Source organism: Paenibacillus faecalis (assembly GCF_900289175.1).
GTDB classification, from domain to species: domain Bacteria; phylum Bacillota; class Bacilli; order Paenibacillales; family Paenibacillaceae; genus Paenibacillus_AQ; species Paenibacillus_AQ faecalis.
The window spans coordinates 2,514,910-2,536,276 of the sequence record NZ_LT985747.1 but is presented as its reverse complement, the minus strand read 5'-3'; the positions used below and the strand labels follow the sequence as shown (position 1 = coordinate 2,536,276).

At 39.4% G+C, this 21,367-nt stretch carries 6 protein-coding genes; all 6 read left to right on the top strand.

Annotated elements, in window-relative coordinates; all coding sequences use genetic code 11:
- Positions 1–4 precede the first annotated feature (4 nt).
- The 6 genes from C8268_RS12010 to C8268_RS11985 are packed head-to-tail and all read left to right on the top strand — an operon-like array spanning position 5 to position 21,279.
- Positions 5–709, top strand: coding sequence for a thioesterase II family protein (locus C8268_RS12010; protein WP_106767876.1), 705 nt, complete (start codon positions 5–7; stop codon positions 707–709).
- A gap of 46 nt (positions 710–755) precedes the next feature.
- Positions 756–9,488 carry a non-ribosomal peptide synthetase gene (locus C8268_RS12005; protein WP_106767875.1) on the top strand — a complete coding sequence of 2,911 codons (8,733 nt, stop codon included), beginning with the start codon at positions 756–758 and terminating at the stop codon, positions 9,486–9,488.
- A gap of 17 nt (positions 9,489–9,505) precedes the next feature.
- Positions 9,506–10,726: an ACP S-malonyltransferase gene (fabD, locus tag C8268_RS12000; RefSeq protein ID WP_106767874.1), complete on the top strand. Its 1,221-nt coding sequence runs from the start codon at positions 9,506–9,508 to the stop codon at positions 10,724–10,726.
- Between the two features lie 16 nt (positions 10,727–10,742).
- A complete protein-coding gene (gene panD / locus C8268_RS11995) occupies positions 10,743–11,090 on the top strand; it encodes an aspartate 1-decarboxylase (RefSeq protein WP_106767873.1) in 348 nt (115 codons plus the stop codon).
- Between the two features lie 44 nt (positions 11,091–11,134).
- On the top strand, positions 11,135–15,775 hold the full coding sequence (locus C8268_RS11990; protein ID WP_106767872.1) for a type I polyketide synthase: 4,641 nt from the start codon (positions 11,135–11,137) through the stop codon (positions 15,773–15,775).
- 23 nt (positions 15,776–15,798) lie between these two features.
- A complete protein-coding gene (locus tag C8268_RS11985; RefSeq protein ID WP_106767871.1) occupies positions 15,799–21,279 on the top strand; it encodes a non-ribosomal peptide synthetase in 5,481 nt (1,826 codons plus the stop codon).
- The last annotated feature ends 88 nt before the right edge of the window (positions 21,280–21,367 follow it).

Below are 21,367 nucleotides of genomic sequence, written 5' to 3'. Positions count from 1 at the left end.
TCTTATGGAAAAATACAAGTTGATTTGTATTCCTTATGCAGGTGGTTCGGAGACGTGTTATACGCCTCTGAAAAAATACATGGATCATAATATGAACATGCACACTGTGGAATTAGCGGGCAGGGGGATAAGAGCAAAAGACCCATTTTATAAGGATATACCAGCAGCAGTGGAAGACATATTAGAAAATATAATGCCTTACATCAGAAATGAGAAATATGTGTTACTCGGACATAGCATGGGGAGCATACTTGCGTGTGAATTAGTGTACAAGCTGATGGATTTAAACAGTCCTTTGCCTGTCATGATGATTGTCTCAGGAAGAAATCCGCTCGGAAGTATTGATCATTCCAAAAAAATTCATGATGCACCTATCCATGAATTTACGGAGGAAATTTTGAAAATTGGCGGCACCAACCAAGATGTTTTTAAGATTGAAGAACTTAGCTCCTATTTTGTTCCTATTATGCGTGCTGATTATCGGATTGTTGAAAACTATAATTATACAGAAAAGGGGAAAAAATTACCGTGCAAAATGGCCGTGTTTTATGGTGATGATGATGAAAATACGGACGAAAATGAACTGGAACAATGGGCAGAGTATACTGAGAAATCATGCACATGGAGACGGTTTCCAGGCGGGCATTTTTTTATAAATGAGTCGGCTGAAGAGGTTGTTAAAGCAATAAAAGAGATGTTAGAAGAATAGGCGATCAATAACAAAATATCTCCTACTTGAGAAAGGATAGGTTAAAATGAGCCAAACTTCCACTATCCAAAAAAGTAATGTAACGGACATTATCGGATTAAATGAGCTTCAGAAAAGCATGCTTTATTACTACATTCAAGATTCCTCCAGTGATGCGTATTTAGAGCAAATTGTATTTCTTCTGCCGGAAAGTATAGATGAAGAGAGATGTGTACAAGCTTGGAAGGCTGTTGTCAATTCACATGTAGCTTTACGTTCCGTATTTCGGTGGGAGGGCTTAAAAGAGCCGGTACAAATTCTTCTAAAGGAAATGCCGGAACCTATATTTTTTGAGGATTTGTCCTATAAAACAATACCGGAGAATATAGAAAATTATATTTTTCAAAACGATAGGGAAAAGAAAATAGATATTACAAAAAATCCTTACCGCATTACTTTTTATAAAATCAATGAAAAAAATCAGTATGCCGTGTCATTAATTAGTAATCATATTCTTTTTGATGGTTGGAGCACCTCCATTCTGGTAAATCAATTTATTCAAAATTACAAAAAGCTTGCAAATGGAATTCCATTAGCTCCCGCGAATGAAGATGACAGCGCTTTTTTATGTAAAAGAAGAAGCTATGAGTCAGAAGCTTTGCGAGAATTTTGGAAACCTCATTTGGAAAATGGTGTACAACAGCCTTATATAGAAGAAGCGAGCATGGAGTGTACAAACAATGAAATGGCAAATGCTTACTATGATTTTCCTATACCGGATGATATTTGCCTGGAAAATGGAAATGAAGCAGCAGCTTATTATTTGGCATGGGGCATTTTCCTAAATAAATATCTGAATATACGTAATGTTATGTTCGGTACAACGGTATCAGGCCGTGTAGATGCTGAGCCAGGCGTAGAAAACGCTGTAGGTGTATTTATCAAAACGATACCGCTTGTAATTCCATTTGATCATGAAAAAACGGTGGACGAGCTTTTGGCAGAAGTACGAAAGTTTCTAACCCATCGTTCAGATTACGAAGAGATAACCTATTCGGACATTCGTGAATATGCTCAGGTCTATGATCGAGACAGTATCTATAATTCAATTGTAGTTATTGAGAATTATCCTATTGAGCAAGGCCTGCTTCAATATGATAGAGATATTTATATACAGAAATATTTTTTCAGAGAGATGTTACAATCCGAGCTCGTGCTGCAGGTTAATTTATTCGATAAGTCTATTCGGATAAATTATAATAAAAATAGATATTCAGACATATTTATACAAATGATGTCCGAAAATGTTTTACAAATATTATCTGAAATTACATATCGTCCAACATCACAATATTCTGATTTACAAATCGTTACTCAAAAACAAAAAGAGTCTTTATTAGGAAAAAACCAAGATGAGATATTTACGAAATCCCGCTCCATTCACGATTTATTGTTGCAAGCAGTAAATAAATATCCACAAAAGACAGCTCTTTATGATTCAAGGGAGTCGTTAACCTATACCGAATTTTATGAACGTATTCAACTTATGTCGGGTAATTTACAAAGAGTGATTGGTAAAAAACAAGCAACAGTAGCACTAATTATGAACCGAAGCGTTGATATGGTAATCAGTACATATGCTGTTCTATTTGCAGGCTATACTTATGTTCCTATTGAACCGGGATGCTCTGATAATCTAGTACATTATATTTTAAATGACTGTCAAGCGGACTGTGTCATTGTACAGGATAAAAACGATCATAGAATATCCAATGCAGCCGTTTATTCGATGCATGAGTTAGTTGAACCTGTATCAGCCTGTGTTGAAAGTAACATCATCAGTACACAGAATCAGGTTGCTTGCGTTATATATACGTCAAGTTCAAGAGAGGGACTTATTGGGGTTACTCTTTCACATCAGAGTATTATTAATTTACTGTATGAATTACAGCAAAACTGTACTGTACATGAAGATGATACTTATATGCTAAGAACTTCATACTCATGTGGTCTTTCGATTACAGAATTGTTTGGATGGGTTGTTGGTTGTGGGAAATTGTATGTCTCTTCCCTTGGTGAAGAGGCTGATTTCCGTGCCCTTAAAGAGATCATCCAGGAGAATCATATTACCCATATCAACTTTGTTTCTGATATGCTTTTGAATTTTTTACAAGAGGCGGATCGTCATTCAAGCGTCCTGAATAAAGTTAGATATGTAATGGTTTCGGGCGGAGTGGTCACTCCTCAATTGGCAGATCTGTATTATTCATATGTTGAACCATCTAATTTGGTAAGTTTCTATGGTTTTACAGAATCGACCATTTATGCAACATGTTATCCGGTACCCAAAACCGGCAGTGAAGCTGTCGTTATTGGAAAACCAATAAGGAATGTACAGGCTTATGTGTTGGATTCCAGTAAAAACTTGCTCCCGCCTGGGGCGAAGGGATATTTATATTTGGCTGGTGCTTGCCTGTCGCCAGAATATGTTACTAAATCAGAGCTTACAGTGGATAAATTCAGCAAGAGCAAATTTTCTGAGGAAATTTTATACGAGACAGGTGTGGTTTGCCGTTTGCTTAAAGATGGCAGTTTGGAACTTATAGATAATAAACAAGACGACTTGGAGTATTGGAAAGACAAATTATGCGATCATTCTTTTTATATTGATTTTCCTACTGATTTTCCAGCGCCTGCGAATTTTCGCTTCAACGAAAGTTCTGTAGATTTCGAAATAACTGGAAAACTGGCACAGGATATTCAGTTATTATGCTCCAACACAAGATATCGTATATCTCCAGCTACCATTCTTTTGACTGCATATTTTGTGATGCTCGATCATGTATGCAATCAAAATCATATCGTATTGTTTGCATCATCGTGTGAGGATGAGTTGTCAAGCTCAGGTCGTTCATTTACGTTAGGAAATTCTTTTCTTCCCGTTGGCGTAACTATTGACCATGCACAGTCGGTGATGAACTTGCTGACTCATGTACAGGAAACCTACTTAGAAGCGTGCCGGCATAATTCTATTTCTCTGGAGCAGATCGTCAACACACTTTATTCAGATTTGAACTTCGGTGATATGTCATATTCACAGGCCGTTTATACTTTTCACAAGTCATCGTCTACGGAGCCGACGACAGCGGAGCAGATTAAGTATCTCTTGAAATTAGATATTCGTGAACAAGGCAATATTTTTAATGGGAAATTCACTTTTTCTAAGGATGCATTTGAACAATTCACGATTCAACATCTTGTTCATTTTTATAAGAAAATATTAGGAATCATTTCAACGGAGACTGCTGTTTTTATTAAAGATATGGGTGCATTGCTACAGGAAGACAACAAGCTGAACGGGGAACAGGAGATTGTACGTTATCCATTTGACGAAATAAGCTTGACGGGTCTGTTAACGGAAGTTGTGCGGCAATATTCGGAACAAGCTGCAGTGATAGATGGACAGAGGGTGTTGACCTACAAGGAATTGGAACAAAAGTCGGATCAATTGGCGTTTGCGCTACAACAGCGCAACCCAGCAGAAAATGAAATTATCGGTATTTACTTGGAACGTTCATTAGAAAGCATGATTTCGTTCTGGGGAATTATCAAGGCTGGGAAAATCTATATGCCGCTGGACAAAAAAAGTCCGAAGGCTCGACTGCAGACGATGATAAATGATTCAGGCGCGAATGCTGTAATCATGTTAGAAGAGGATAAAGCTGATTTTAATGACATATCTGCAGATCTCATTTTCTTTGATACGGCTGTTTCTGATCATACACAGAACGAAATGAAGTTATCCGTGCAACGAAGCTTAGATGACTATGTTTACGTACTGTATACATCCGGGACAACAGGTATACCAAAAGGAGTTTTGTCTACCCAACGCGCTGTATTGAACCGGTTGCTCTGGATGTGGGATCAATATCCTTTCGAGCCCGGGGAGGTTTGCAGCCATAAAACAACACTTAATTTTGTAGATTCAATATGGGAGATTTTGGGCGGGTTACTAAAGGGGATTCCTACCGTCATTTTTTCCGATGATGAAGTGGAGAATCTTGAGGTCATGATTAGCAAAATGGAGCAGTATGCTGTAACTCGAATCACATTGATTCCTTCACTAATGAGTGTAATGCTTGAACACTGCAATCATTTGGAAGCTCGTCTGTCATCCTTAAAGTATTGTATGGCAAGCGGAGAACCGCTGCATGCTAACATAGCTAACGGTTTCCTGGAAAAGTTACCGCATGTGACTTTGCTCAATTTATACGGATCTTCAGAAGTTTCCGCAGATGTGTGCTGCTTTCCGGTAGTAGAGAAACAACATCGAGATATAGTACCTATCGGTAAACCAATATATAATACGGAAATTCACATTCTAAATAAAGATCTAAACCCTGTACCCCATGGTAGTTACGGAGAAATATTTATTGGTGGCTACAATTTAGCGTCAGGTTATGTAAATAATCCGGGATTAACGGCTGAAAAATTTATTCATTTTGAGAACGGGAAAATTTTATATTCATCAGGCGATATCGGGAGATATCTTCCTGCCGGTGATATCGAATACAAAGGAAGAAAGGACAGGCAGTTTAAAATTCGCGGCATTAGAATCGAACCGGGTGACATTGAAGCAGCCATTAGGCAGCATCCAAGTGTAAGACAAGCTGTAGTCTTGCTGCAAGATTCACAAATGAACGCCTATATAGCGGCGAATCCAAATGAAGAAGTCGACTACAATGCTTTTTTGCTAGAACGAATTCCGAGGTACATGTTACCGGATACCTATACAGTGATGGACAATTTCCCCACGCTTTCAAATGGGAAGATAGATATAACGAATCTAAAATTAAATGCATGTGAAGTAACCAAAATAGAAAGCAAGCCTGAAAACGACAAAGAAAAAAGGGTTTTGGAACTATGGAAAAAAGCTCTTAAAGTAAATTCGATCGGGGTTGAAGATGATTTCTTCTCTATCGGGGGAAATTCATTAAAGGCCGTCGTATTGCTGTTAATGATTAATAAAGAATTTAAAACGAATCTTAAAGTCGAAAGCTTGTTCCGAAACAGGACAGTAAGAGAACTGTGTTCGCTTATTGAAGAAAATAATCACTTCAACAATCATTTTATGATTAGTCCGGACAGGCCTTACTATGAGGTTTCTCCATCTCAACAAAGAATTTATGTATTAAGTCAGATTGAAAAAAATGGGCTGCTGTATAATTTGCTCTTAGCAATGGAATTGAAGGGCAAGCTGGATATTGCCAAGTTACAGTACTGTTTTGATGTATTAATAGAGCGGCATGAATCGCTGAGGACTACATTTTCATTCGTAGATTCCGAACTGGTCCAAAAGATTCATCCTTCCATTGATTTCAAAATCCAGTTTGAGGAAAGTAACGAAGAAAACTTGTCTGATCTTGTTCAGCAGTTTAATATGCCATTTGATTTTACATCTGCGCCTTTGATGAGAGCGAAAATCGTAAAATTGCAAGAAGAGAAGCATGTATTGATTTTGAACATCCATCATTTGATATGTGATGGAGTATCCTTACAATTATTGGCCTCCGAAATCACCACTTTGTACAATAATTGTGATTTGCCACCCAAGACTTATCATTATAAAGATTACGTTGCTTGGTTACATTCGTATTTAAAAAGCGAAGATTTACGAAGACAAAAAGAGTTTTGGATGGACCTTTACAAAAGTGGACTTCCTACTTTAGACCTGCCCACAGATTATCCACGCACAGCTAAACAAAGCTTTGAAGGAAGCGGATATTACGTTACGTTGCCTCAAAGTTCAAGTGACATTGAAGCCTTCACTAAAAAACACCACATGACGATGTTTATGTATCTTTTGTCGAGCTGTTATTTGCTTCTTCATAAGTTGACTTCTCAAACGGAAATTGTTATCGGTTTCCCGGTAGCGGGACGATTGCATCATGATACTCAGCAGATGATGGGAGTTTTTATTAACACGCTTGCCATGCCAAGCTACCCGTCCGGTGATAAGACGATCATAGAATTTATGAGAGAAGTCAAAGAGACATTTATACGTGTACTGGATAACCAGGCCTATCAGTTTGAGCAGCTTATCGTAGATTTAAATGTACCTAGAAATCTTAACAGAAATCCGCTTTTTGATGTTTTGATTAATATTCATAATCATGACGGAGAACAAGCGACTTTTAACGGACTGGAGACTAAAAATTTAAGCTATCCTACGCCAATTTCGCAATTCGATTTTTCCATTGATATTTATTATGGAAAAGAAAAGATCGACTTGGAGTTTAAATACTGCAACAAGCTTTTCAAAGAAGAAACAATTCAAAGATACGCCAAATATTTTATGCGGATTGTCGAATTTGCCTACAAGCATCCGGATCTTAAAATTTCCGAGGTCAAGTTGATGGATGAAAAAGAAGAGAAGCAGCTTCTGTTAGATAACAACAATACTCACAGGTTGATTAGGGAAGATGAGACATTTTTGCATATGTTTAGAAAGAAAGTAAAGGCAAATCCCGAAGCGGTTGCTGTCATTTTTGAAGATAACGAATACTCTTATCGATATTTGGATGAGGAATCTGACAAAATTGCTGGAAAATTGATTGCATCCGGGATTAAGAAAAAAGATTCCGTAGCCTTTATGATGCGACGCTCGCAAAAAATATTTACAACGATATTAGGCGTATTGAAGACAGGAGCATCCTATATTCCGCTTGATCCTGAGTATCCGTCCAATAGGATAAATTATATTCTTGAACATAGTGGGGTTAAGGTGTTGATCGGTCAAAGGGAGCTTATTGCTGGCTTATCATATGAGCATACGATTCTTGACATTGACAACGATTTTAATGAAAGGTATGAACCCATCCATGTTCAGCATCAGCCGGATGATTTAGCTTACATCATCTATACGTCGGGAAGTACAGGCAACCCTAAAGGGGTCATGATCGAAAATCTCGCACTTGATAATTTTATAGCAGGAATCACCGATCAAATTCTCTTTGATAAAACGAAAAACATGTTATGCCTGACTACGGTGTCTTTTGATATTTTTGCTCTTGAATGCTATATCCCTCTGGCCAAAGGAAGTGTCATCGTATTGGCTGGTGAAAAGGAACAAAGGGATATGGGACAGTTAAAGGCATTAATCCAACGGCATAAAGTGAATATGCTGCAAGCTACTCCTTCCAGGGTTCAATTGATGATCGAGGACGAGAACAGCCGCTCCATGCTTGATTCTATTTCTACAATGATGGTCGGCGGGGAAGCTCTTCCCATCAAGTTATTCAGTTTGCTCAAGGAGTATTATGATGGATCGCTTTACAATATGTATGGTCCAACAGAGACAACCGTGTGGTCTACGTTAAAAAGGCTGGATGATTCTCCATCTGTCACCATTGGCAAACCTATTGCGAATACTAGCATTTACGTGCTTACAAAAGATCTAAAACCAACTCCTGTTGGGATATCTGGAGATTTATATATTGGGGGCCTTGGACTGGCAAGAGGATATTTGAACAATAAAGAACTTACAGATAAAAGCTTCATCACAAATCCTTTTGATCCACAAAGCCGTATCTATAAAACAGGTGATGTTGTCAGTTGGAATGAACAAGGAGAGCTTGTATATATCCAGAGATCTGATTTTCAAATGAAGATGAACGGGTATCGAATCGAATTAGGCGACATTGAATTCAACATGATGAAGTACAAAGGGGTTAAAGCAGCCGTTGTAGATAAAAAAAGGAATGAAAAAGGGGACTATTTGTGCGGTTACTATGTCTCAGATGATGAAATAGATCCGCAAAATTTGCGCCTATATCTAAAAGAAAATTTACCATCTTACATGGTTCCCCAATATATCGTTCGCTTGGAGGAAATTCCTTTAACACCGAATAAAAAAGTCAACAGGCTCGCACTCCCTGAGCCACAGCATGAACTGGACCATAAAATGATTGACGTGAATTCCCTAAACGAGACAGAACAGATCGTTGCGAATATTTGGAATGAAATATTGGCGGCACCTGTTGGGCTAAACGATAATTTCTTTGATCATGGAGGGAATTCTCTGCTCTTAATGCGATTACACATGGAATTGAATCATAAGTTTCCGGATGTTATTGATATTACCGATTTGTTTGGATATTCGACCATCTCAACGATTTCTAATCTGATAGATGTCCGGATGAGCGCAAAGAATAAGCAATTCAAAGTGCGGAAAATAACTTTGCCTGGCGAGTTCTATAGTGACAACGCGAGTGTTAAGAAAAATTCAAAACTTTCAATTGAGCTGGAGAAAGATATTTTCCACAGGCTAGAAAACTATGCACAAAAAAATGGAGTAAACGAAAAAGCACTTGTTGCTTCCATTTACCTATACTCTCTTGCCGCCGCGGCAGATCTAGACGAAGTATTTGTCTACTCAGCAGATCAGGAAAGGGGTCATATTCAGGAGATTCATATTGACTTTCAGAGTAGTTCCATTGCTGGTATGGATGAGTTGGTAGAGACAGTTCATCAACAACTAGGTGAAAATCAAACTTCCTTCCCGATCTCCAACACACCACAATTGACGAACTACAGGTTTGAAGAAGGCAATAAAATTTCGATTTTATTGTGTCGCTCGGATGAGTACAACTCCATATTCTCTCATTTTGATCTGGTATGCATTTATTCGAGTAACGGCCATAAGCCGGAAGTTTCGATGGAATTTGATACAGCCTGCTTGAAAAAAGAAAAAGTAAGCAAACTACTGACCAATTTCGCTGAATATCTGGATTCCATATAAAAGGGAGGTTTGAACTGATGCGAAGATTGGCTTATGTATTCCCAGGTCAGGGCTCGCAATATGTCGGTATGGGTAAAAATTTAAGTCAACACTCCAAACGATTATTTGAAGAAGCCTCAGACATCTTGCATTTTGATCTGAAAAAGTTGTGTTTCGAAGGAGAAATGGAAACTTTAACTCGAACCGATCTATTGCAGCCTGCTATTTTTACGGTAAGTGTTGGCATGTTCCGCGACTGCATGGACCGTTTTGAATGTGAGCCCATCGTTCTTGCAGGCCACAGTCTCGGTGAATTTTCGGCTCTGTGCTGCGGGGGTGTTTTACAGTTTGGCGACGCTTTAAGTTTAGTAAAAATCAGAGGCGAGCTGATGCAAAGGTGTGCCGAGAGTGCAGATGGCGCAATGGCAGCCATCAGTGGGCTGGATAAAGCGGAAGTAGAGGAGGTGTGCGCAGACATTACAGGGTCGGAAGTCGTTGGTGTATCAGGTTATAATTCGAAAGCTCAGTACACTATATCAGGCCATCGAAAGGCGGTCCTGAAGGCCATGGAAATGTTAGATAAAAAGGGCGGTAGATCTGTTTTACTCAACGTGAATGCTGCTTTTCACAGTTCTTTAATGTCACCAATGACAGAAGATTTCAGATCCAGGCTGGAGTTGTGCCAGTTTCAAGAATCACGTTGGAAAGTTCTGAGCAATGTGACGGCTCAGCCGCATGATCATGTAAAAGAAAATATAATCAACCGGCTTGTAAGGCAAGTAGTCTCACCAGTTGATTGGGCTTCAACCATTGAATATATGATACGAAATGAGATATTTATGGCAGTCGAGGTTGGGCCTAAAAATGTATTAACCAAACTTTTTAAAGGTTACCCCCAAATGAAAGCATTCAGCTATGAAAATGAAGAGGAGATGACGAGACTGGGACAAGAGCTGGCAGTACCGGAGAACAGATTACTGTTCATAAGCCGTTGTTTGGCCGTAGCCATTTGTGTGAAAAATTCCAATTGGGACGAAACGGAATACAGGGAGAAAGTTGTTGAGCCTTACCAAAACGTTCAAAGAATGTATAACGAATTGTGTGAGAGCAAAGAGGAGCCGACCGTCGAGCAAATGAAGCAGGCTCTCGATATGTTAAAGACGGTGATCACAGCAAAACAGTATTCAGATGATTTAGGTAATGCACGCATTCAGGAAATTATTAAACAAACGGGTACGGAAGTACACTTTATTTCATAAATAGGGGAGTTAAAATATGTTGAGAATAATGCACAAATCAAAAATTCATAGAGCAAAGGTTACAGATGCCAATTTAAATTATAAGGGGTCCATTACCATCGATGAACAGTTGATGGAAGCGGCGAATATTCTTGAAAATGAAAGGGTCTCGATCGTGAATATTAATAACGGAGCCCGATTCGATACGTACGTAATAACAGGAGAAAGAGGAAAAGGTGATATTTGCTTAAACGGAGCAGCTGCCCGACTGGTTCAGCCTGATGATTTGATAATTATTATATCCTACGGTATGTATGATGACTCTGAGCTCGATGGATTTGAGGCGACAGTCGTACACGTTGATAGTAACAATAAAATTGTGTAGATCAACCGAATTGAAAAAAAGATTCCGTTTAGGAGGGGGATTTGTTGTTTGAATTTAAAAAGAAAGTTCAAATCAGTTCGGATAACGTGAAAGAAATACAATCAAATGGCATCGCGGTGATTGGAATCGCCGCGCAGATGCCAAATGCCAAGGATTACAGAGAATTCTGGGAAATATTAGATAACTCTGCCGGTTGTATTCGTCCATTTCCGGAGAATAGAAAAAAGGACATTGATGATATTCTTTCATATTTGGAACATGCTTGGATGGAAAAAGAATATACTCCAGGCGGTTATCTTGAGCAAATTGACCAATTTGATCATGAATTCTTCAAGCTGTCTGCCAAGGAAGCATCGCTTATGGACCCTAACCAGCGCCTGTTCCTGGAAACAGCTTGGAGCTCGCTTGAAGATGCTGGTTACTGCAATTCTAAAATTATGAATAGTAATACGGGGATTTATCTAGGGTACTCTGGTATTTCAGAGTACCAGAGGATCCTTGCTCAAATTCATCCGGACTTGTTAGTCATGTCGGAAGCAGGAAATATCAATTCGATTATCGCCAGCCGCATCGCTTATCTTCTTGATCTGAAAGGTCCAAGCATGCTTGTTGATACCGCATGTTCCTCTTCATTGGTCGCTGTGTCAATGGCAATGCAGGCTTTAAGAAATCAAAAATGCGATATGGCGATTGCCGGAAGTGTTAAAGTGTTGCTTGCTCCGGTGGAAAGGGACGAGAAGCTGGGCATAGAATCTTCTTCAGGTAAAACAAAGACCTTTGATGATTCATCTGATGGCACGGTCTTGGGAGAGGGAGCCATTTCTTTGGTACTGAAAACGGTAGACAAGGCTATCCAGGATGGCGACCATATTTATGCCGTCTTAAAAGGCTATGCCATCAACCAAGATGGAAGTTCTGTAGGTATAACGGCGCCTAATGTGCTTGCACAAGAGCAGTTATTAATAGATGCATGGTCTGATGCAATGATTTCCCCAGACACCATTACGTATATTGAAGCTCATGGCACCGGCACTAAACTTGGCGATCCGATAGAGGTAAAGGCAATCGCAAATGCATTTGGAAAATTCACGAACAACAAAGCTTTTTGTGCGGTAAGTTCTGCAAAATCGGTCGTGGGCCACTTGGATCATGCAGCAGGTATGGCTGGATTGTTAAGAGCTATCTATTCATTAAAATATGAGAAAATACCTGCATCGCTGCATTTCTTGCATCCAAATCAAAAAATAGATTTTGTACAATCAGCCGTGTATATCAATGATCAAGTGACTCGATGGGAACCGCATTGTGGAATCAGAAGATGCGGAGTCAGTTCCTTTGGCTTGAGTGGAACGAACTGTCATATTGTTCTAGAGCAAGCGCCGGAACTCACAGTAAAAAAAGACTCGCCTGATCAGAAACATATCTTCGCCGTGTCTGCCAAATCAGAGCGTGCATTATTGGACATGCTCAAACAAATGGAATCTTTTCTATTACACAATGAAAACAGTACATTAAGCGACATTTGTTATTCATTGAGCGTGAAACGAAACCACTACAACTATCGTCTCGCCATTATTGTGGATGATTTAACAAGTTTAATAGAAAAACTGAGCCTCATTATTAGAAATAAAGAGATGCTAAAAACATCTCGTGAACATTCCATGTTCTATGGTTCTTATCATATTGTCTCTGAGAACGAAGAAAGAAAAAAGGAAACCGATATCTCTGAATCCCAGCTTCAGGTTTATAACCGCAAGGCTAGCGATTACTTTGCGGAAGGACGGGAAGGAAAAGAAATATTGCCGGACCTTTGCAGCCTTTATTGTCAAGGAGCCAATATTCCGTGGGATAGGTTGTATCATAAGATGGATGTTCGTCATGTTCCACTGCCTGCATATCCATTCCAGAAGAAGCGCTGCTGGATGAAAGTGCCTGAAAGAAAAGCGAAAGAACCGATTTTCAAGCAGGATGGACAGGCAGCGCCATTACATCCATTTGTACATCGGATGCTGGCCGATTCTTTGGAGCAAGATATTTACAGCACGGTATTCCGTGTAGAAGATTATTGGGTACTTCGTGAGCATATGGTGTTGAATGATTATTTAATGCCAGGCACAGCGTATATAGAGATGGTAAATTACTGTTGCAACCAGTATTTTAATGGGGCCGGTCTGGAATTTAGAAATATTATTTTTATGAAGCCCTTTGTATTAAAAGAGAATGAAGAAAGAGAGATTCAGACCGTATTAAGAAAAAAAGATGGGTTTATTGAATTTGTTATCACCAGCAAAATACCTGTAGTTGAACAGTGGGAAATTCATTGTCAAGGAAGTGTGTATATCAACGAAGAAAATGCACTTCCATTTGATCGATTATCTATTCAGAACAGATGCGAAAAAATGAGTCAAGATCACCTTGACCGTTTCTCTTCAGAAGATATGAACGACAAGCTTCATTTTGGAGAAAGGTGGAGTTCGTTAATTACTTCGGTGGCAACAGGGAATAACGAAGTATTAGCAGAGTTATACTTACCGGATAAATTTGCAAATGATCTTAACGAATTTGCCTTACATCCTTCATTAATGGATATTGCGGTAAACGTAGTTACACAATCAACCGGATATGGATTATATCTGCCTATGTCTTATGGCTCATTGAAGGTGTATGGTCCTTTGCCACAAAAGCTTTACAGCCACATCCGGAGGAAATCCAATGACAATGAAGCAGAAGCTATTGTTTTTGATCTCACGATAGCTGACAGCCATAATAATGTTCTGCTGGAAGCGAGCAATTATACCATTAAACATGTGAATAAAGCTGCCTTAAGCCAAGAGCAAAATGATATGTACTACGCAATAACTTGGGATAAATACGATTCATTACAGGCACCATCTCAATCTCAAAAATTACAGGACCCTGTGATTGTGTTTTCCAAAGACATGCACGTTACTACCCCAGACTATCTTAAAGTCATTCATGTATCCCCCAACAATTTAGGAACTGATAGGCCTGAAGTGAGCTATAGCAATATCAGAACGCAGTCTGACTATGACACCTTATTTAACAATCTTAAGGACGATCAACCGGCTACGATTGTTCATATGCTTTCGATGAGTGACGATTTTACTAAAGATGTGGATCAAGAATTTAATCATGGAATGATCAGTGCTCGCAGAATGATAAAGGCCATTGTGAATAATGGGTACACTGCTCCCATATCTATCTATTTTGTAACCAAGAATGCATTTTGTGTATCAGGTAATGAGAAGAGCATTAATCCATATTCAGCAGCTTTGTGCGGTTATGGAAAGTCTATTGAAAAGGAGTATCCAAACCTCAAAGTGCGCTGTATTGATGTAGATGACGGATTTGATGTAGATGAGATTTGGGATACGATCCAGAGCTTTGAATGGCCTTATCAAATCGCAATAAGAGACTCGCAAAAGTATATCGAAAAGATAGACGTGTTGGAGATCGATCAGGCGGATACACAACAATTTCAGTGGAAAAAGGACGGGGCCTATATCATTACCGGTGGGACCGGTGGTATCGGCATGGCTATGACCCAATCTTTGCTGGATTTAGGCATTCACATCGCGCTGATCAGCCGGAGTGGGGAGACAGAGAGAAATACGGAGGCTCTTTCTCTGCTGAAAAAACAGGCTGAATCTAGCGGTGGCTCTCTTCAAGTATACATGGCCGATCTTACAGATAAAGCACAAATTACGGATGCGCTTCATGAAATTAGGGAGAGATTCAACCGGATACATGGGGTCATTCATTTAGCAGGAACAGCTGACAATGCCTATATTATGAACAAAGAAGATGAAGAAGCCAATAAGGTTCTAAAACCGAAGATGTTGGGGACATGGTTAATGGATCAATTAACACGACAAGATGATCTTCAATTTTTTATCTTGTCCTCTTCCATTTCAAGTATGTTAGGCGAGGCAGGGCAGGCAGATTATACGGCAGCAAATGTTTTTCAGGATTCATATTGTGATTATAGAAATGGTCAAGGACGAAACACGATATGCTTCAATTGGCCGGCCTGGAAGAATATCGGAATTGCATCCCGGTTCAATATCCAAGATGGAGTGTTTTACAGCCTTACAGATACGCAGGCAATGCAAGCTTTTTATCAAGTCATTGGAAGTGCTTATAAACGTGTAATTGTTGGGAAAATGAACATGCAGATCGTAAGCGCGAATTACGATTCCATTCCGTTGCGGCTGTCTGACAGGCTAATGAAAGGTATGCAACCCGCCGTAAAAAAAGATCATTTGAAGAGTAATCATAAAAAAGTGCTTGCGACCAATGAGAGTCAGATGACGACTCTTCAAAGGGTCAAGCATATATGGATGAATTTGTTTGAATTAGAAGAGATAGATATCAACATGAGCTTCAGTGATATGGGAGGAGATTCGATTATGGCGACGTACCTCCTAAAAGAAATCGATAAGGAATTTCCTGGACAGGTAGACATCGCAAGCATCTTCAATTACCCGACGGTTTCCAAATTGTCCGACTTTATCGAATCAAAACAAGTTAAGAAAGCACCGATCAGTAAGCCTGAGGAAAGCAAAGAAACAAGTGCTCCATCAGATGATGAATTAGACCTTCTTATACAAGGGCTTGCAGACGGATCAATATCAGTGAAAGAAGCCATTTATCGTAAAGTTTGAGCTTTAGGGAGGATGATCAGGCAATGGATTTACTGAAGCAATATCTTTTTTCTCAAATATCCGAAAAGAAGCTTTCGCCGGACCTGGCGAAGCAGCTGCTCATCGAATTAAATCATTACAGTAAAGTAAATTCAAAAAATGCAGATGTTGCAATCATTGGAATGGCAGGACGTTTTCCTCAAGCGAGAGATCTGGAAGAGTTTTGGAATAATTTGCTTGAACAAAAAAACTGTATTGATTTGCCTTCGCAGCAACGACGCAGTCCCTACATTGAACTTTACAAAAAAATCCTGGGAACAAATCAACTTAATGACACTCATTTTGAAGTCGGAGGATACCTGAACGATATTGATCTTTTTGATGCTAACTTTTTTGGGATACATGATTCAGAAGCGACATATATGGACCCTTGGCAAAGACAACTTTTAGAGGTGGCTTATCTAGCATTAGAGGATGCCGGGTATGGGGGGGAAGCCATATCAAAAACCAATACGAGTGTGATTATCGGAAGAGATATGGCTTGTGAATCCAGCTATTCCCGGACTGCGGCAGAACCTTCCCCTTTATTGCTAACAGGAACGTATGAATCTATCTTGGCCAGTCGTATTGCACATACATTGGACTTGACTGGTCCTAGTATGGTTATAGATACGGCTTGCTCTTCAAGCTTGGTTGCATTAAATCAAGCGTGTCTATTGATTCAGAGCGGGAAAAGTTCCATGGCTATTGTCGGTGGAATCAACTTGAAAGATAACATTGTTAAAATGAAGCATAATCCGATGAATAATATTTTGACACAGGACCAGGTAGTTCGTACCTTTGATAAGCAGGCAAGCGGAACATTATTGAGCGAGGGCATTGGTGTTCTTATTCTTAAATCATATGAAGAGGCAGTTAAAGATAAGGATATGATCTGGGGGGTTATCAAGGGAACAGAGGTAAACAATGATGGCAAAGTCAACCGCATATCCTCTCCTAATTCACAAGCACAAGAGAAAGTGATTATTCAGACCTATGAAAATGCTGGCATTTCGATGGAGGATATCGGTTATGTGGAAGCACACGGAACCGGAACCTTGTTGGGAGATCCCATTGAAGTGAGTGCAATTGATGCAGCCTTCAACTATTTTACACCAAGAAAACAGTTCTGTGCCCTGGGGACCGTAAAGACCAATATTGGGCATACGGTTGGCGCTTCCGGCATGGCTTCGATCATGAAGGCGGTACTCTCGTTACATCATAAAAAAATCCCGGCTAATATTAATTTTAATGAGGTAAATCCATATATCAGTTTTGAGCGGACTGCTCTCTATGTCAATGACAGAACAACGGATTGGGAGATAGAGGATGGAAAGTCCAGAATATGTGGAATAAATTCCTTTGGCTTTAGCGGCACCAATTGTCATGTTATTTTGCAAGAACCACCGGTTCATAGAAAAGCAAAAGACAGCCCAGCCAGAGCTCCTAAACCTCCCTATATTTTTACCGCTTCTGCTAAATCAATTACATCTTTGGAACAATTATTAATGGCTTATCAAGATGTACTTGGCAACCAACATGCAGATATCGCAGACTTATGCTATTCATCCTGTTCGACTCGGGGCCATTACAATTATCGAATTGCCATATTGGCTACGGAAGCATCCCAATTAGAGCAATGCGTTCGAAAAATATTGGAAAATAATATGTTAAGCGCTGATAAACAGATTATGGATGATGGCATATATATGAATGTGGAATCTCAACCTTCCGTGCTCTCATCTGATTATATTACCTCTGACAAATATATTGAGAACATGAATATGAATGAGCTCCAAGACATTGCCAAGCATTATATCCAGGGCGCAAATGTGGACTGGAATACGATATATGATTCTGAAAAACATCAAAAGATGAGATTGCCTCTCTATCCGTTAAATCGCCGTTCTTATTGGATGGATTACTCAGAAGTATCCGCGGAGAATTTTATAGGCACTGAGAAGTTGGAAGTTGAGAACACGGAAGATGAGAATAGTCTCGATGATTTGGCGATGTATCGCAATATGGATACAGAGTCTTTATTGACGGCAATTTGGTCCCGCGTGTTAAAGTGCCCTAAGATTCATAAGAAAGATAATTTTTATTTGATTGGAGGGGATTCCCTCCGTGCTATGAAAATCATTGATATGTTAAAGCAGACCATCGATTGCAGAGTTGATGTTACCGACTTATTGCAAAATCCTACGCTTGAAGAGTTTTTAACGGTTGTCAACGCTAAGATTAATCATAGCAGCAAAGAAAGAACTCGTATCCAAAAAGTTCCTGTGGATTCGCACGGCAACTATCTTGCATCATCCGTACAAAAAAGAATGTTTATCTTAAGTAAATATAATAAAGACAATACCAGCTATAATTTATCGAGCGCTATACGGATCAACGGGAAATTTGATATAAAAAAATGCAATCATGTCCTGAATCAATTAATCAATCGGCATGAAGCTCTCCGCACTTCCTTTTTCACCCGGGATGAGATTCTTTACTATCATGTAGACGAGCATTTAGATTTTCAGGTTCAGGAGAGAGTGTGCGGCGATGATCTACAAGCATTATTAGATGATTTTATTATGCCGTTTGACTTAGGCAAAGCTCCCTTAATGAGAGCCGCAGTGGCTAGTCGGAAAGACAATGAATTTATGCTTCTGCTTGATTTTCATCATATCATTGCTGACGCTACTTCTCTTGAAATTTTCACCAATGAATTTATACAGCTGTATCATGATCGACCTGTTGCGGATTTACCGTTGCAGTATAAAGATTTCAATGCATGGCAGTTGAATTACTTTCAAACCGAGGAGATTAAAGAGCAGCAAGCTTTTTGGCTTGAGCAATTGAAAGGTGAACTCCCTGTTTTGGATTTGCCTACGGAGAAAGCACGTCCTCCGATTCAGGATTTTACCGGAACTGCTTTAACTGTCCATGCAAGTGAAGCATTAACGCAGAAGATTCAGGAATTGGCCGGGAACCTCAAAATGTCTGTGTTTATGGTCCTTATCTCGGCGTACAATATTTTATTGCATCGATATACCGATCAGGAGGACATCATTATTGGCTCTCCGGTTCAGGGGAGAAAAAGAGCGGAATTCAAAAATATGATGGGGATGTTCGTGAATACGATTCTTCTTAGAAATTACCCTGCAGCAAGCAAAAACATAGAGGAGTTCTTACAGGAAGTAAAAGAAAATTGTTTGCTTGCATACAAAAATCAGGACTACCCCTTCGAAGAATTAATGAATAATTTGGACATTGTCCGTGATTACAGCAGAAATCCGATCTTTGATACCATGTTCAATTTCCTGGATTATAGCCAGCGTAAAATTGATTTGCAGGATATGGAGATTAGTTTTGTTGAATTTGATTCGAAAGTATCCAAATTTGATATTACGTTGGAAGTTGTTAAGCGAGAAAAAATTCTCTCGTTTCAGTTCGAGTATAGTACCCATTTGTTCAGCGATGAATTTATGAGGAATATGGCTAATAATTATTTGCATATTTTGGATGAAATTGTGAGCGACTCAAACCGCAGCATAGGTGAATTAGAGATCATCTCTCCGGATGAAAAGAAAAGGATACTTCATGATTTCAATGCATCTTCTCAATACACCCATCCTGGTGAACGATTGATTGACTGGTTTGAAAAAAATGTTTCGCAAATTCCTGAGAAAAAAGCGGTATTTGATAATAACGATTCGTATACGTTCAGTCAGCTTGGGGACATGGTTAACAAGCTATGCAAGATACTTGAAGAGAATGATATTCAAGACGGCCATGTTGTTGGAGTGTATATGGAACGCTCGGTATACTCTGTAGCTGCCATGTTAGCAATTTTAAAACACAATGCGGTATATCTTCCTTTAGACTCCAATTTGCCTTCGGAACGCATAAAACTGATCGTGGAAGATAGTAAAATGGCGTTTATATTAACCCATTCCCATTATTGGGATAAGGCTATTGCTCTCCAGTTACCTTGCTACAGTGCTGATGGCGATCATCTGCATCGAATATCAGGCGGATATACAGAGCCGGAACGGCTTTCAGGGATTCGTTATGTTATTTACACTTCAGGAAGTGAACAAAAGCCTAAAGGCGTAGCTGGACTAGAGAAAGGATTGGCAAACAGGCTGAATTGGATGTGGGACAAATATCCTTTTGCACAAGATGAAGTATGCTGTCATAAGACTCCCATCAATTTTGTTGATTCGATATGTGAGATATTAAGTCCGGTTTTGTACGGAGTGCCTTTGGTTATTATACCTGATCGTGTTTTGAACAGTCCTAATGAATTCATTAAGTTTTTATCCAAGTATGAAGTGACACGTATTACATTAATCCCTTCCCTGTTGAGTCTTATCCTTCAATCCAATTTGGAGTTGAATGTACTGCTTACCAAACTAAAGCTTTGGGTATCAAGCGGTGAAGCGCTCTCTATTGAACTAATTGACAAATTCCGAAGCCGGATTAAGGGGCATCAGTTGATTAACTTGTATGGTTCTTCCGAAGTTTCTGCAGATGTTACTTGTTTTGACACAGCAGATCTGGATAACAATGCTTCTAGAGTTCCTATTGGTAAGCCTATAGACAATACTCGGATATATGTATTTAATGACAAACAACAATTCGTTCCTATTGGCGTATGGGGGACCCTATATGTTGCAGGGGACGGGCTTGCCCAGGGCTACTTATATAATGAAGAACTGACAAATAAGAAGTTTATATCCTTAGATATTCCAGGCAGAGGAGCCGAGACTCTATTCAATACGGGTGATAGAGTACGATTTAACAAGGATGGCTATCTTGAATATTTGGGTAGAAATGATCACCAGGTGAAAATCAATGGCTGTAGGGTAGAGCTTGATGAAGTTGAATCTTCCATCCGAGATATTGTTGGAGACACGGAAGTATGCGTATGCAGTTATACCCATTCATCCAGCCATCAGCAGTTGCTTGCATTTATCAAAGGCGATGCGAATGACTACTCTATTTCACGCATTCGCAATCGATTGATGCAGAAGCTTCCACGGTATATGATTCCGACTGAATTTGTATTTTGCAAACAGTTCCTCTACTTGCTGAACGGTAAAATGGATAAGAGGAAAATGGTTGAACACTTTTTACGTCCCCAGCAAAGTACATCTGCAAATGAAACGGATCTAACAGAGATAGAAGAAATCGTGATTACGATTTGGCGTGAAGTGCTGAATAAAAATATTGAAATTACTTCGGACAATAGCATATTTGATCTTGGAGGAAATTCATTGCAAGCGATGCAGTTTAATATGGCTATCAATCAAAAGTTTTCTCTAGATATCGCTCTCAAAGATTTATTTACGGGTATGAGTATTCGGGAGATGGCGAGCTACATTGAAGATGAAATACTCAAGAAAAATGATGACGATGAGCTTGAGAGTCTGCTGAGAGAAATGGATGAGCTTGATGAGGAAAGTATTGAGAAGCTGCTTAATAGTTAATCCCAAGCAGAAAAAGCAAAACTAGATGGATAACTCCACAGCGAGTTACCGGGAGCGGTTCGAGCTGTGGGGTTGTTCAGACAAAATA